Below are 15,806 nucleotides of genomic sequence, written 5' to 3'. Positions count from 1 at the left end.
GGCTCACAGCCCGTTCATATAGCCGCCAGTTCGGCATCGTTCACCACTCGCTTGCGCTTGACGATCGGGGCCGGATCCGGATTTTCCAATCCCTCGCGGGGAAACCGCGGATGAGCCGTTGCGGCGGTTTGCGACACCAGTTGAAAAATGCCCGCATACACCAGAAGGCCGTGTTAGCCGCTTGCGGGTGACCCCCGGCGACGATCTTCTTTGTGATGTTAGCAATGTCGGTGTCGATCACATGGTGGATAGAGCGACTCCCGAGGGCAGGCACAAGATACCGGTTCAGGCTGGCCTCGACCAGTGCGGTGTTTTGAGGGTCGTTACTCGGCGGCCTGGAGGTGACCGCCATCGCCGTCCTCGGTATCGTCAGCGCTGATATGCGCCTGATCGGCAAGGAAGGCTGGCAGTTCCGATGGAGCTATGCTGGAATTTGGGTGACGAGGCTGATCAAGCGGCGCTCTGCGGCTTCGTTTCGATGACCTGGATTCCGTCCAGGAACCGGCACCTGCGATGAGTTTCGGCAACTGATTTTGTCCTTTCAATCGTCGCCACTTCCTGGCCGCGGCCAACAGCTTGAAGACCATCAGCTGGGCGGTTTTCGAGGATAGCGAGCCCTTGGTACGCACCGTGCGATAGCGAACGGTTGCAAAGACGCTTTCGATGGGATTGGACGTTCGCAGATGATCCCAGTGTTGGGCGGGGAAATCGTAGAGCGCCAGCGACGCAATATGATCTTTCGTCAGGCAGTCGACCGCCTTGGCATACGCCTCGGCCTCCATCTCGATCGCATGTGCAAGCAATTTGCGCGCGCCGCTGCGAAGTACATCCGTCAGGGTATCATCGATTTCGTCGGGCTGACGAAGGCGAACAATGTGTTGATAGTCTCGTTCATGGCGTATCACTCTCCTTGAGAGGTACTGGCAGGCTTCATCACCCGCCTCGATACGCCGCTCTCCTCAAGCCGCCATCATCCAGTTTCCGCCATGGCTCCCCCTGATTGATCCGCTTCACCTGTGCAACTGCACAGGCTGCCCTAGCGGGGAGATTGGCCTCCAATGGCGAAAACTTGCCGCAGGAGACCCTCCGATGACCGTGCCTATGGCGCCGCCGCTACGACAACTTGCCGACAAGCAGCGTGCGATCCACTGCCGCGCTACTGCGCCTTCAAGGGACGTCTGGATCGCGACGCAGGAGCCGATGACCGTTACGGGATCAATTCCAGGTCGCGCTGGCCGTCGCTGTGCCAGTTCGACGGTCTGGTGGCAATTTGGGCACATCTTCTGTCGCCGACAGTGGCGATGGCTGACGCTTCAACGAAACGGGGTCTTCGACGTCTGCTGCCTTCGCCGATGCTTTGCGAAGTGGCATAATGTTTCGACTCACGCAGGCGCGGGCAGGGGATGTCAGTCATGAATCTCCTGACTGGCGCGGATCAGGCCGATTGGCGGGATGAAAGATCATACGACTACACCGCTGGCCTGACGCTGCGGGAGTGGGCTTGGGAGTTCTTACGCCGCAATCCAGCGTTCCAGCGCGATCTGACCGCTGCGCGCCAGCATTGCAAGACTTGGTCTCTCCAATCCTTTCTCGATATGGTCGCGTCGGCCGGCGACCTGTCACGCTGGGGTGTTCTGTTTCGCGGAGTCTTGTGGCCGCGCTTCGGTCGTATTCTGGTGTCCGCTCTGGTGCGTCCATGTGCTGCCGGTCATTGCGGAACGGTTGCCTGCCTCGTCGCCGACACCGCCGTTCGAACTCTCGGCATTGCCCTGTCGTGCAATCGTCCTGCTGGCGCCCGACAAGAGCCAGCATGTTCTTCTTCGCAATGCGGACCACGCGCTGCAGCTCGCCGTCTCGGGCGCGAATATCCTCCACCCTGTTTGCCTGCATACGCAAGCCATCTGGCCCGCGGTGCTTTTAAAGCATCGACTGAGGGGACTGGAGTGCCTCAATGCTCTCAGTCTAGGGCAACAGTTGCCCCCCCGCTTGTTTGCGCCGGAAAAGCGCGGCGTTCGTTTGTCCTTCGTTCTTCGTGCGCTCGACGGTTCGCTCGCCGGAGCACCTCATCGCGAGCTCGCCGAAGTTCTCATCGGTCAACGGCGCGTCCATGCCGACTGGGCGGATCCTCGCGATCATCTGCGCGACCGCATCCGTCGGGCCGTCTCGCGTGGCCGCGCGCTCATGAATGGTGGCTACAGAGATTTCCTAATTTGAAAAGCGACAGTCCGCGCTGTGCGTCGGTGGATGAACGTTCGCTCGCAGCTGTACCCGTCACCAACAGTTCGCCCGCCGACAGGACTGCATGGCGCCTTGCAAGTGCGCTCTGGTCTAGCTTGTCGATGCCGAAATGAGATGGGCGAGGGTGCCAAGGCGGTGGTTCATTAGGGCCGGCCTCGACCTGGACGCACATCATTGGTCGGAAAGCGGCGTGCACCGCAATGTCGCCATAGCAGCCAAGATCCTTTGAGGCCGGACCTGCAGTCCTGTTGGACCGGCGGGTGCAACAATATGGAGGGATCTGAGGCCTCACACCGTTCCCTGGTCGACAGCTCGGTCAACATAGCACCCACCGCTTTATTATGGAAATGGTGTGCCTGGAGTGCAGCGAGTAGCGGCTTGCTGCGCACTGTCCTAAGAATAGCAGTCATGACCCGTCTGGGGTTCTGCAACACGACGATTCAACCGCTTGGGCATTGTCGCATATCCCACAATGTAGAATGCGCAACAGGGCAAAAGCTGATCCATCGGCGGTTTATCAATGCTTTTTGGCTTGGCACGGCACATGCAACGCAATCGGCAAAAGGCGCACGAACTGAGTGGCCCATCGGCCCTAGGAGCGCTGACTTATGCCCTCCCAAGGCATGTCCGGCCCGACAGCGAGCTCAGTCTCCTGCCGGGCATCCGTGTTTCAGGTCAACGGCGTTTGGAACTTCCAATTAGGTGGCGGCATTGACCGCAGGCCGCCCCCCGGTGGGGCGGAGAGACAGTGCAGCAGGTTTCAAATCCCGCCCATGCAAAGATATTTCATTTCCAGATAGTCCTCGAGGCCATGACGGGAACCCTCCCGCCCGATGCCGGATTGTTTGATCCCGCCAAACGGTGCCGCCTCCGAGGACATGCGTCCCGTGTTGATGCCAACCATGCCATATTCCAGAGCCTCTGCCACACGCCAGACCCGCTTCAGGTTTGAGGCATAGAAGTATGCGGCGAGGCCGTAGATCGTGTCATTGGCCTCGCGCACGACCTGATCCGCATCGTTGAAGCGAATGATCGGCGCGAGCGGCCCGAATGTCTCCTCTTGCGCGACTGCCATGACGCTGGAAATCTCGGTGAGGACCGTGGGTTCGAAAAACGTGCCATTCTTGCCGATACGCTGGCCCCCGCATCGTATTGTGCCGCCTTTCGCAATGGCATCTGCGACGTGAGACTCGATCTTGGCCAGAGCATGCTTGTCGATGAGCGGTCCGATGTCCACTCCGGCATCGAATCCGTCGCCAACCGACAAGTGCCGGATTCTTTCCACGAATTTCTTGACGAACTCATCGTGAACGCTCGATTGGACGTAAATGCGGTTCGCGGAAACGCAGGTCTGGCCGGCATTGCGGAACTTCGCCTGGACCGCACCGTCAACAGCACCGTCAATGTCGGCATCATCGAAGATGATGAAAGGTGCATTGCCGCCGAGTTCAAGGCTGACCTTCTTGATCTGGTCAGAGCACTGACGCATCAGCAGCCGTCCGACCTCGGTCGAACCGGTGAAGCTGATCTTTCGAATCTTGGAATTGGTGCAGAGTTCACGGCCCACGCGATCACCTTCGGACGCATAGATCAGGTTGACCACGCCATCGGGAAAGCCGCCCTGATGGGCGAGGGCGAACATTGCGCCAGCCACGAGCGGCGTCTGTTCAGCGGGCTTGAGCACGATTGTGCAGCCCGCAGCCAAGGCCGGCGAGATTTTGCGCGCCACCATGGAGGCCGGGAAATTCCATGGCGTGATCGTGCCAACAACGCCGATGGGCTGCTTGATCACTAGCATTCGGCGGTCTGTCGAGGGTGCCGAGATCGTCTCCCCATAGACGCGATTGGCCTCCTCGGCATACCATTGCAGATACGCCGCCGCATGCGATACCTCTGAAATGGCTTCGGCAAGCGGCTTGCCCATTTCCGCAGTCAGAATCGCGGCGAGATCGCCTGCATGGTCGATGATCAGCTGATGCCATCGCCAAAGAACGTCGCTACGTTCTCGGGCCGTCAACGCGGCCCATCCCGACTGCGCAACATAGGCCTTGTCTACCGCAGCACGTGTCTCCTCCACGCCCATATCGGGAAGCTCTGCCAAAACTTCGCCGGTCGACGGATTGACGACCTCGAACGTCTTATTGCCAACTGGTCTGCCGAGTGCCGGCAGGCGGTCGATGGCTCCAAACAGGTGCGGGGATTTCAGACGGCGGATCATCGGCAGGCACAGGGGCAATACCGGATTCCTCCTCAACGCAGCGAACATCCAGGTCGACAGGCCGTCAGTGTGTATTCTGCACCAGTGGGTTCGTCGTAGGGCCTCGGCAAAGCAGCTGGTAGACCACGCTAGCCCGATGAAAAGACAGCAGTTTCGTTAGTTTGAGTGCCCGCGGTTCATCAATTGATGGATTAAGCAGTCGGATGTTTGCTTCATCCACCATGCCTGCTGGTGGCATGCGACTGAATTCTGCAAAAAGGCGGCATACATGCTGAGGAGCGCCATTTCGGCGAGAGGCCGCCGGACCGCCAATGCCGCGCAAGGTCGGCGAAAACGACTCCGCGCGTCTGCATGATCTGCTTGGCCCACGGGCCTCCAACGCTCTTCCCACGAGAAGCCCCGATGAAGAAGGAAGGTGTGATGAGTTTCTTTACTCATCCTTGCCGCCCAGCGGCGGGCCGACCACCAAAATGGCGGGCTCGGCCGAAAGCAGCTTTTTGGCCGCCGCCTTGACCTGTTTGAGCGTCACCCGACCGATGCTGCGGGCGCGACGCTGGTTGTAGTCGACGTCGGCCTTGTGAATCTGCAAATCCAGGAGCCGGTCTGCAATCGAGCGGGTCGAGCCCAGTTGGTCGATGGCATAGGCGCCGATCAGGTGCTTCTTCGCCGCCTTGAGCTCGGCCCCGGTCGGTCCTTGCTGCGCCATCTGCTTTACCACATCTCGCACGATGCTCAGTGTTTGGGCAGCGCAGTCCGAGCGTGTCTCTGTCGTAACCAGAAGCGAGTCAAGGGTTAGTTCAGAGCTGACGTGATAGGCAAGGCCGCGTTTTTGACGTACCTCCTCGTAAAGGCGGGAAGTCAAGTATGAGCCGCCAAGGATGTCGTTCAGCAGCACGGCCGCGTAGAAATCCGGCGCGCTAGGCTTCACGCCAGGCCAGGCCAACGTCAGCGAAGTCTGCGGCAGGTCGTAGTTCTCCTCCACCAGTTGACCGAGTTTCGGCGCGACATCGTAGACGGGGACGAGGGTTTGTTGCTCAGGCAAATCACCAAACAGCTGGTCAAGCCTTTCCCTCAACGTGTTCGCGTCAATGTCACCCACCACGGCAATATGGAGCCCGTCGCGAGCGAAAATGGCCTGGTGGAAGGCGCGGAGGTCGGACGGCGTGATGCCGGGGAGGCTCTCTTTTGTGCCTTCTCCCGGCCTTGAACAAGGATGCGCGCCATAGATCGCGCGCAGCCATTTGCGCTGAGCGATGGCGTTAGGGTCTCGCTCGCTGCCGACGATGCGGGAGACAATCTCGGCGCGGACGCGATCGATCGGCCCCTGCTCGAAGCGCGGCGCGTTCAGCGCGAGCCGAAGCAGGCCGAACGCCGCGTCCTGCTTTTTGGAAAGCATGCACATCGATCCGTAGATGTCGTCGCTTTGCGCGTCCAAACTCATTTCGGCGCCGGCATGGTCGAGCTTCACCTGGAAGGCACCGCTGTCGTAATGGCCAGCGCCTTCGATGAACAGGCCGGCCATCAGTTTGGCCATCCCCTCCTTCCCGACCGGGTCCTGCTTGGTGCCGCCCTTGAAGGCAAAGCCGATGTTGACGATTTCCACTGTGTGGTCCTCCACCAGCCAGGCGATGATGCCCTTTTCGGACTTCACCTCCTGGATGTTCATCGCAGCATGGGGCCGAGCGCCGAGCGTCATCTCTTGATTCTCCGTCTTGGGCAAGAGATAGCCCGTGGTCGAACGGTCGAACGCGAGATAGCGGGCGGCAACTGCTTTGATTTGCTCGGGGGTAACCTTGCGGATGCGATTCGGCCGTTCCTCGACATCCTTCACGGTACCGCCGGTGGCCAGCGTCGAGCCGTAGATGCTGGCGAGCCAGTCCAGGTTGTCTTCCGCAAAGATCATATTGAGCAAATAGTGGTCCTTGGCCTTGCCTAGTTCCTCGTTGCTGACACCATCCTCGGCAATGCGGGCAACTTCGGCAGCGGCCGCCGCTTCGAGATCAGCCAGCTTGGCATCGCCGCGCGGTGCGCCATAGATGGCGAACTTGGTGTCGTCGAGCATAGTGCCCTGGAAATAGACGCGGGCGCTGGAAGCGAAACCTTGCTGGACAGCGAGCGCCTGGTAGAGCCGGCCGCGGTTACCGCCGCCGAGAATTTCGGCCAGCAGGTCGAGCGCTTCGGCCTCGCCCGGCTTGGCGGTGTGGTAGGACGGCACCACCCACTGCGTCGAAAAACTGGGCACGCTGACGCGGGCGTCTGAGAGCGTGACGGTGCGCCTGGTGTTCTGCTCGGGCTCAACCGGCCGGATGCGCGGCGGCAGGTCAGGTCCGCGCGCCACCTTGCCATAGGTCTTTTCGGCCAGCGCCCGCACCGTGTCCGGTTCGACATCGCCGGCCACGATTAGCACGGAGTTGTTGGGCCAGTAGTACTTTTCATAGAAGACGGTGGCGTCGACGCGGTTCAGCTGCTCGATCTCCTGCATCCAGCCGATGATCGGGATGCGATAGGGGTGGTTCTGCCACAGCGTCGCGTCGATCTCCTCATGGAGAACGTCCTGCGGGTTGGTGTCGGTGCTTGAGCGGCGCTCCTCGATGACCACATCGCGCTCGGTCTTGACGACATCGTCGGTCAGGATGAGGTTTCGCATTCGGTCGGCCTCGAAGCTCATCATCAGCTCGAGCGCCGACGGCGCCACTGTCTGATAGAAGGCGGTGTAGTCGGAGGAGGTGAAGGCGTTGTTGGAGCCGCCGATCTCGAACACTGCGCGGTCGAATTCGCCGCCCGCATGGTTGGTCGTCGCCTTGAACATCAGATGCTCGAAGAAATGGGCGATGCCGGATTTGCCCGGCGGCTCGTCGGCGCTGCCGATCTTGTACCACACCATGTGGGTGACGATCGGCGCCCGGTGGTTGGGAATGACGACCACCTCCATGCCGTTGTCGAGCACGAAATCCCTCGCCTTGCCGTCCTCCCATGCGACGGGGATCGGAGCCGGCCCCGCGCCGACCAACTCGGACGCAACGGACGTCCTGCGAAGCCCATGAGTGCGGGGCTTGCTTGGTAGTTCTGGTAGGGAGAGTGGGGTTATGGGCTGCGTTCCTGGCAAAGTGATCTGTTCCTCATTTTGAAGGATCTATGTCTCCCGAACGCCTATTGGGAGAAAGTGGATCGGCACGCGACGCCGAGCCACATGAGCCGTCAGCGTGTTGCTGGGCCTGACGCGAGCCTCATCTTTGGATGCGTCCGGGAAACTTTCGGCATGGTGAGGCCATGGGAAGTCTGCTCGTTATCCATTGGGTGTTTGCGGATACCTGAGCATGCCCCGTGCCAAGTAAGAAAGCCCCGATTCGCAAGGTTTGATCCAACCTTGATACTTGCGATATCCGACATTGTCGGGCATCCGACAGAAAGCGCCTTTCGCCGGCGCGCCGGCTATGACGCTCGCCTCCTCCGGCGTGACGACGATCCTTTGGCGGGCGCCGCGCACACCGATCTGCCCGCCTATCAGCACCGCGACATCGAAGGACAGCGCGATCGTGACTGGATGGGTCTTACGCAAACATGCAGCAGTGCCACCGCGATCAGGACTTCATCCGCCCCACAAAGACCCGAGCGCGAGGGACGACGTGTAAGGCAACATGTCATCCTCGATAATGATGCCGCGCATAAAGAGGTAAGGTCCCTCGTCGAACCGGCGAGCCCCTTCGCTGGGTCTCGCGAGGGTCTGGTTTGCGAACGTCGACCGACAGCATCACGGCATGGGCGGCCCCATCGGTAGGCAAGCATTGACCGTGCCATCAGCGTTGAGGCAGCGCAGAGCCCAATTTCCCGGTGCCAGCCGGTACGTTGGAGCTTCAACTGTGGCCAGCCAAGCGGGCCGAGGCCGTGAAACTCCTGATACCCTGGACCGTCCGGATTGCAACGCACGACGCCTTGGTCTCGCGCCAACGTCCATTGACGCTCAGCGAAGCATCATGCGGACGAGCTGGGAAAGCTTGGCCGGGCCGGCGCCTTCCCAGGCGCATGGGACGCGCGACGACCCATGTGGACCTTGGATTTCACTACGCACTTACGCTGCTTTGGCCTTGTCAGCAGCCTGAGCATAAAGCGTGCTCAGCTTTCAGGGCGAGCCTCTTTCATGTTGATAGCATCTGTCGTCATTCAGGATCGCCCCATTTTCGCATGCCGCTTGCAGCTTTCAGACTGTTGTCAGCCAGGGCCGCCATAAAGGGTCTCGTTTAACGCATTCGGGAGGCTTCATCACTCGACCACATTAATTTCGGGCGGTTCGCCGGCGCTCCGAATGGCACTTAACACCAGATCCTCTCCAAACCCGTGATGATCCAAGAGGAAAACGAAAAATCCCTAAATCATAAAAAAGCACCGATACGGTCGGCTCCAGGCTGATGAAATTGCGGTCTCACTGGCCACGCACGATACTTGCGATGGCGATGGCCATTGCAAAGGCCGGTCAAGCACCCAAGACGCTGACAAGCACGCCTCCGACCAAAGCTCGATCGTTGGCAGCCTTTCTAGCCGTATACTTGGGGCATTTTGGGACGGCGATCCGGACGCCGATTAAAACCTGCCGGTCGTCTAAATGGAATGGTTGGTCCGGGTCCTTACTGGACCTGCGCCAACCCGATCGGGCCGGCGCACAGGGGCACCCAGACAATTGGACACGTCGCCTTTGCGCGGCGGCTTGCACTTTCTCGGATGGCCTTTTTTCTCCCCGGGCGAAATCGAGCGAGCGGTGAGGCGGAGCCTTCGATTTTGCCGATCATGTCGTGTCGCTTCGATCGAACTGCTCAGACGATGATAGCGGCATTGATTGCCGCGGCCGAAATGCGTTGTGTGAAGTACGATTTCTACGCCGTATACATACTGCCGTACAGTTCGCCCTGTCAGCAGCCTTGCCAGCAATCCGCCCTGTGTCCAACTGTCGTCGAATTCACCGGTGTCATTGAGGAATTCGTATGATCGCCTCGAAACCATCATTGCGACCGCGGGCGGGCGACGCAAGCTCTAGACTGCCACCGATCCGCTGGATAACCATGTTAGCGATATGTAGACCAAGGCCTGAGCCCGCAGCAGGAGTAGCACCACGACTAAATCGCTTTGTAAGCCCTTCGAGGTCGGGGAGGGGCACCACCGGTCCGGCGTTTGCAATAGCGATGGTTCCATCAGTTTGGACGGAAACTGTTGTCGGAACAGTGGGCAGTCCATGTATCAGCGCATTCTCGATCAGGTTACGAAGGAGGATCCCAAACGCATCGACATCCACTTTGCGCATCAAAGTGGTGCAGCCGTCGACGTTAAGATGCAGGCGTCCGGCATATTGCGGCTTTTTCCTCAGGTCGTCGATTTCCAGCCGAACCGATCGGACAAGATCGATCGCGTGATCCGCCATGCCAACCCCCGATTCGGCTTGAGCGAGCTGAAGCACTTTTTCGACAAGGCGGCCAAGGCTCGACAGCGCTTGCTCGATGCCGCGCGCACGCATTTTGGCCGACCCATTGGGAAGCTCGGCCACTAATCTCTGCATCTGAGCGATTGAACCTGCGATCGGCGTGCGCAGTTCATGCGCACTGTTTGCGGCGAACTCGCGTTCGGCCTCGAGAGCCGCCCGCAGACGATCGAGAAGCCGATTGACGGATGCCGCGATTGGAGCCAACTCTGCCGGGAAATCGCCCAAGTCCATTGGTGACAGATTGCCGCCGTCGCGCGATCCGATCTGCTGTCGCAGTACCTCGATTGGCCGCAGCGAGCGCCGGATCACGATCCACCAAACAGCTAAGCTAAAGGGCAGGAGCACGAGTGTCGGAAGGAAGACAAAAAGTGCGCCCTTCGCGATTGTGGTACGGCGGCCATCAAGCGGTTCGGCCAACCGATGATACACGCCGTCTTGGATCTCCTCTGTGTAGACGCGGTAATCAGCGTTTCGCCAAAAGCCGTTACTCAGGGGAGCATCAGGGAAGGGCTGCTGACCCTCTTCCGGTTCAGAAATAAGCACTACCCCGTACTTATTAATAACCTGCTCACGATAGGTCCAGTACTTTTCATAAGTTGGCAAGTGGTTATTGTATTGATCAACGTGTTTTCCATTCAAGACCTTGATCAGCTCTGGTTTTCTGTACTCTGCGCTCGCCTGGAGCAAGTCATCCGAACTTTCGTTTACATTATTGCAAAAAATGAACGCAGCAATGGTTGGGGCGGCGATCCAAACCAGGAGCGTTGCCCCGCCTAACCACGATATCAGCTTTCTCGTCATGCTGTTCGAGTTCGTCATGTGACCACGAGCCTGTATCCGGAGCCACGCACGGTTGCTATTCTATCCCCGCCGATCTTCTTACGGAGCCGGCTGACATAAACCTCCACTGTGTTGCTCTCGAACTCCGAATTGAATGAATAAAGCGCGTGCTCGATCCTCCCCTTTGAAACGACCGAACCGGGCCGGCGTAGAAGGCAGTCGAGCACCGCCCATTCGCGTCCAGACAGGTGGACCTCCTGCCCGTCGCGGAAGAGGCGTCGCTCGGCTGCCTGTATGGAAAGCGTCCCAACCGAAAATTGCGGCTCCGGAAAATGCCCTTGGCGACGTGCCACTGCACGGATGCGTGCCGAGAGTTCCCCCAGATCGAACGGCTTGACCAAATAGTCGTCGGCGCCAGCGTTGAGCCCCTCGATGCGATGCGAAATCCGATCGCGGGCTGTCAGAATGATGACCGGCGTTGTATTAAGCCCCTTGATCAGCTCCCGCAGATAGTCGATGCCATTGCCGTCCGGCAGGTGAACGTCGAGCAAAATAAGGTCGTAGCCGGCCACAGCTGCATGACCGCGCGCTTCGGACAGGTTCTTGGCCCAGTCGACCGCGTGGCCACCAGCCACCAAATGATCGTGCACAGCACTTCTAAGGTCGTCGTCGTCTTCAATGAGCAGTATTCGCATCAGGCTGCCGAGCTCCGGTATGAGGGCAAGGCTCCTGCCTTATTGATCGAAGCTGACAGTAGGCTGAACCGGCGCCAGCGAATATCTGGGGGCTTTCAGGCTGCTGTCAGCTACAATTGCAAGAAAGGGGTCGTTAACAAAGCCAAACGAAGAGGCCTTATGAAACCCCTCCTGATCTCGGCACTTTTGCTCAATGTGACCACCGGCGGCTGTACACTGGTTGGCGGGCAATTCGACGTGGCGGTCAACGAATGGCAGCCGCGCCACGCGTCAATGTCCAGGCTTGAAACTGACAGGTGTCTTAAATACGAGGGCACCGTAGCGGGTGCCTCCAGTTATCGAACAGTGCCTAGCAGGTCAGAAGTGCACTTTGACCATAGGGGTCGTCCGTATTTTCGGCGCTCGCGAACAGAGTCGACGGTCAATCGATGCGCCACTGCCAGAGTCTGGAACGGTCAAGTGTTTGTTATCCCCCGTCCGGGCCATATTCTCTGCCGAGGACCAAGAAGGCCCTATTTTCGGTGCCCACGAACAGAGCCAACGGTCAATCGATGCGCCACTGCCAGGGTCTGGAACGGTCAAGTGTTTGTGATCCCCTGTCCCGGCCGTGTTCTCTGCCGAACTCGCCCTTGTAGTCGGCACACCAAAGATCGTTAGGGCGACAGCCGTTTGAAAGTGGTGTCCCCGTCGCCCTGTTGCGCCTGCGCTTGCGGCGCTCGACCATGCCGTGGCGGTCGAGCACGGCATGCACGGTCGAGATCGCGGGCCGGTGCACATCCGGATACAGCCGGGCCAGCCGCTCGCGTATCTTCGGCGCACCCCATGTCGGCTTGTCTTGCTTGAGGCGCACAATCAGCTTCTCGATTTGAAACGGAAGCTGATTGGCGTGGCGATAGGGCCGCCGCGATCGGTCCGTCAGCCCCTCCAGGCCGCTGTCGTTGTAGCGCGTGAGGATCTTGTAGCCGGTCTTGCGCGAGATATCGAACTCCCGGCAAAGCACCGCCATCTTCTCGCGTCCAGCAGCCGGGCGACGAACTTCAGCCGCTCTTCCATGACGTTGCACTCCTTCCAAGGCACCTTGCTCTCCTTGCAAAGGGCCGAAAGTGTAACCCATCTATCCGGAATGAACTGTCACCCATCTCTCGGGAAGGGCAGTCATGGCCAAGGCAACTGGAAGCCGAATTTTCTTTTAGAGTATGAATCAGCGCCGTCTGCCGAAAAGCGCGTCCACGATCTTCCCTTTTGAAACGACCGTGCAGGGCTGGGGCAGACGGTAGTCGAGCACCGCCCATCCGCGTCAAGTCAGGTAGACCTCCTGCCCGTCGCGGAAGAGGCGTCGCTCGGCTGCCTGTATGGAAAGCGTCCCAACCGAAAATTGCGGCTCCGGAGAATGCCCATGGCGACGTGCCACTGCATGGATACGCGCTGAGAGTTCCCCCAGATCGAACGGCTTGACCAAATAGTCGTCGGCTCCAGCGTTGAAGCCCTCGATGCGATGCGAAATCCGATCGCAGGCTGTCAGAATGATGACCGGTGCCGATTCAAGTTCCTTGATCAGCTCCCGCAGATAGTCGATCCCATTGCCGTCCGGCAGGTGAACGTCGAGCAAAATAAGGTCGTAGCCGACCACAGCTGCATAATCGCGCGCTTCGGACAGGTTCTTGGCCCAGTCGACCGCGTGGCCACCAGCCACCAAATGATCGTGCATAGCACTTCCAAGGTCCTTATCGTCTTCAGTGAGCAGTATTCGCATCATGCTGCCGAGCTCCGGTATGAGGGCAAGGCTCCCATCTTATTGGTCGAAGCTGACAATAGGCTGAACCGGCGGCAGCGAATTATTTGGGGAGCTTTCAGGCTGCTGTCAGCTACAACTTGCAAGAAAGGGGTCGTTAACAAAGCCAAACGAAGAGCCCCTATGAAACCCGTCCTGACCTCGGCACTTTTGCTCAATGTGACCCCCGGCGGCTGCATCAGCAAATTGATTTGGGAAACAGGCGCGCCGGTTCTAATGACCGACGCAGGCCGAGGTCTGGAACAGCTGGACCAGCGAACGGCGTCTTCGGTTTTTCAGGCAACAGCCACATGGAAGAATATGATTGGCTCGACCATGCGCCGAGCTTTGTCGAACGGATTGGTCGCGGGCGCACTACCACAGATTATGGCAGGTTTACGCCCTGGCCTTGACACCCGGGGTGATCGTCACCGGCGGAGCCGCGGCGTACTGATCGGATATCTAACGTCGCTGAGTCTCTCGTCGGTGCAGTGGATCTCTCGGCTTAGCCATCATGCAAAAAACGACGGTTCCGCGACACCACTTTTCAGGTCCGTGACACAGGCTTTGTGAGCCGATCTGTTGTTCTTACCCCAGGCTAATGGCTGAACAGCTCTGTCGCCGGCTCGATGCGCCAGATGGCGCGATGTTTTGAACCCTTTCACGAGGCGACGGCAGCAGCCGACCGGCTCTCCTATCGCGGCTCCCGCGATCCACACACCCAACAAGGGAATCTACCATGGTAATGAAGGCACCGGTTGCCGACGCTAGGAATGGGTCGGTAGTAGATCGGCTGGTCGGCATCGACCTCGCTCGGGGCCTGGCTGTCTTCGGGATGTATGCCGCCCATCTCGGTCCCGACCCCGGCGAAGGAGGACTAGTCGGGTTTCTGATGGAACTAACCCATGGGCGGCCGTCGGCCCTGTTTGCCGTATTGGCCGGTTTTTCAATCCTCCTGATTACAGGTCGCAAGGCGCCGAAGTCGGGGATAGCCGGTAGACAGGCCATCGCCAGAGTCGCAATTCGTGCCCTTGTTTTGCTCGCGCTTGGCTCAATCCTGGGCTGCCTCGGTACCCAGGTCGAAGTCATCCTAGAATACTACGGAATTTGCTTCTTGTTGGTATTGCCGCTCCATCGGCTCAGCGCATATCAGCTGGGCTTGATCGCTGCCGCTACGGCATTAGTTCTCCCGCAAGTCCGTTCCTCCCTTCTGTCGGTTGCCCCCAACCTCCTCGACCCGGTCTTCAACCTCATGGTCAACGGCTACTATCCCGCGGTGACCTGGGTTCCTTTCCTCATCGCTGGCATGGCCATCGCGCGCCTTAATCTTAATACGCTAGCAGCGCATTGGCGCCTTGGTCTGGCGGGGGTCGCGCTGGCCGTGTTGGGCCATGGGGGATCCTTGCTCGCGCTGAGTTCCCGCGCTTTGACTGAAACCTCCTTGTGGTGGTCTGACGTTGACGGCGCTTTTGAGCCTTCCAAGTCGTCATTTATAGTCAAGTCGTCATGGATAGCCGCACCTCATAGCGAAACGACGCTTTCGATCGTGGGCAGCACCGGTTGCGCAATGATCATCTTGGCGGCTTGCATGCTCGCTGTGGATGCGCTCCCGCGTCTGCGAAAGCTGGTCTGGCCAATAATCGCAGTCGGCTCGATGTCTTTGACGGCCTATGTGCTGCACATTGCGGGAATAGCCTATCTTATGAAGATAAACATTTTCAAAGACGAGAGCCTGTCCACGCTCTTTGGCTTCGTTGTGGTTATCAGCACTTTTGCGGTGCTTTGGCTGCGCGTCTTCCAGCGAGGACCGATGGAAGTGCTGATGGGTAGGGTCGCAGATCTCGCGCGTCACATCCGCTGAGCACCGCCGCGCCCCGGCCTCCCGATCACATTACGGACAAGGTGGGGCTTTGTCCAAAGCTTGTTCGCGGCAGGGGAGGGTACTTCCTCCCACCCTGCCGCCTTGTTGATGGAAGCTAAAACGGTCGCGCAGGCGCTAGAGTTGCATCGGCATAATCAGCTTAAACTCGCGAAGTTAAACCCGCGGTTGGTCTATCTCGGCCCGCCTCACCTGAAAGGCTAAGGTATCCGTTTCGGTCAAGGGTTTTAGGGGCCATTTTCGCTGCGCCTTGAGGAGAGCGTTTGCTAGGATGAGGAGCTTTCGCAACAAGATGATGACCTTTGCGGGTTTGCCTGCCGCCTTTAGCGCCTGGTATTTTGCCTTGAGGTCGGGGTTGAAGCGCAGGGCGAAGGGCCGGGCATGTAGAGGGCCTGGCGAACATTGGCCCGGCCGCCCCGGATGAAGGCGCGGCCGCTCCATTTTGCCGAGGCCGGCGAGGCTTGCGGCCTTTGGTTCCGAGTTCCGGCATGTCGATGGTGAGTGTGCAGGCGGTGGCATCCGATGCGCCATATGCTGGTCAGGATTTCGCGGCGCTGGACAGCGTCGGGATCGGCTTTCATGAGGGTAAGCATCGTCTGATCGATATCGCTGAGTTCACGTGGATCTGCTTCCAGCCACTCGTTGTTGTGGCGCCTGAGCAAGGCAAGCGGTCAAGATCTGGCTCTGGTGCTGGCTGCGGTGCGATCCCCGCACGGGCCAGGTGCCGATCGTGTCGACGATCCACCTCGCCGCGA

6 protein-coding genes and 5 pseudogenes are annotated in these 15,806 nt (G+C 59.3%); 3 read left to right on the top strand and 8 right to left on the bottom strand.

The annotated features are described in order from the left end of the window. Positions 1–450 precede the first annotated feature (450 nt). Positions 451–770: pseudogene (locus NP503_RS31565) on the bottom strand (IS256 family transposase); the annotation flags it as partial. Between the two features lie 633 nt (positions 771–1,403). Here NP503_RS31565 and NP503_RS33485 point away from each other — a divergent pair. Both NP503_RS33485 and NP503_RS31560 read left to right on the top strand, forming a co-directional pair. Further along, positions 1,404–1,583 (top strand): annotated as a pseudogene (locus NP503_RS33485) (transcriptional regulator domain-containing protein); the annotation flags it as partial. A gap of 115 nt (positions 1,584–1,698) precedes the next feature. Next, positions 1,699–2,214, top strand: a complete 516-nt coding sequence (locus NP503_RS31560; protein ID WP_224570032.1) for a DUF2285 domain-containing protein — start codon at positions 1,699–1,701, stop codon at positions 2,212–2,214. 784 nt (positions 2,215–2,998) lie between these two features. Here the strand turns inward: NP503_RS31560 and NP503_RS31555 are convergent. From NP503_RS31555 to NP503_RS31525, 7 genes and pseudogenes are all read right to left on the bottom strand, one after another. Further along, positions 2,999–4,474, bottom strand: coding sequence for an NAD-dependent succinate-semialdehyde dehydrogenase (locus tag NP503_RS31555; protein ID WP_127266911.1), 1,476 nt, complete (start codon positions 4,472–4,474; stop codon positions 2,999–3,001). A 412-nt stretch (positions 4,475–4,886) separates the two neighbouring features. Then, positions 4,887–5,612, bottom strand: a pseudogene (locus NP503_RS31550) (M16 family metallopeptidase); the annotation flags it as partial. Between the two features lie 549 nt (positions 5,613–6,161). Then, positions 6,162–7,466: pseudogene (locus NP503_RS31545) on the bottom strand (M16 family metallopeptidase); the annotation flags it as partial. A gap of 1,950 nt (positions 7,467–9,416) precedes the next feature. Beyond that, complete coding sequence (locus tag NP503_RS31540) at positions 9,417–10,745, bottom strand: HAMP domain-containing sensor histidine kinase (protein WP_127267035.1); 1,329 nt, start codon at positions 10,743–10,745, stop codon at positions 9,417–9,419. Next, on the bottom strand, positions 10,742–11,401 hold the full coding sequence (locus NP503_RS31535; protein ID WP_127267036.1) for a response regulator transcription factor: 660 nt from the start codon (positions 11,399–11,401) through the stop codon (positions 10,742–10,744). Before NP503_RS31535 ends, NP503_RS31540 begins: the two co-directional genes overlap by 4 nt. Before the next feature lie 601 nt (positions 11,402–12,002). After that, positions 12,003–12,478: pseudogene (locus NP503_RS31530) on the bottom strand (helix-turn-helix domain-containing protein); the annotation flags it as partial. 220 nt (positions 12,479–12,698) lie between these two features. Beyond that, entirely contained in the window at positions 12,699–13,157 is a 459-nt protein-coding gene (locus tag NP503_RS31525; protein WP_236383461.1) for a response regulator transcription factor, read from the bottom strand. 754 nt (positions 13,158–13,911) lie between these two features. Here NP503_RS31525 and NP503_RS31520 point away from each other — a divergent pair. Then, positions 13,912–15,033, top strand: coding sequence for a DUF418 domain-containing protein (locus tag NP503_RS31520; RefSeq protein ID WP_024505387.1), 1,122 nt, complete (start codon positions 13,912–13,914; stop codon positions 15,031–15,033). Positions 15,034–15,806 lie beyond the last annotated feature (773 nt).

It is taken from the genome of Mesorhizobium sp. SEMIA396, from assembly GCF_024518615.1.
In the GTDB taxonomy this organism is placed as follows: domain Bacteria; phylum Pseudomonadota; class Alphaproteobacteria; order Rhizobiales; family Rhizobiaceae; genus Mesorhizobium.
Note: the sequence above shows the minus strand (reverse complement) of the source record. Positions and strands in the feature narration are given on the sequence as shown.

Bases quoted from the DNA above. Each gene is read 5' to 3' on its own strand.
- NP503_RS31540 (WP_127267035.1), bottom strand. From the start codon at position 10,745: ATGACGAACTCGAACAGCATGACGAGAAAGCTGATATCGTGGTTAGGC.
- NP503_RS31535 (WP_127267036.1), bottom strand. From the start codon at position 11,401: ATGCGAATACTGCTCATTGAAGACGACGACGACCTTAGAAGTGCTGTG.
- NP503_RS31525 (WP_236383461.1), bottom strand. From the start codon at position 13,157: ATGATGCGAATACTGCTCACTGAAGACGATAAGGACCTTGGAAGTGCT.
- NP503_RS31520 (WP_024505387.1), top strand. From the start codon at position 13,912: ATGGTAATGAAGGCACCGGTTGCCGACGCTAGGAATGGGTCGGTAGTA.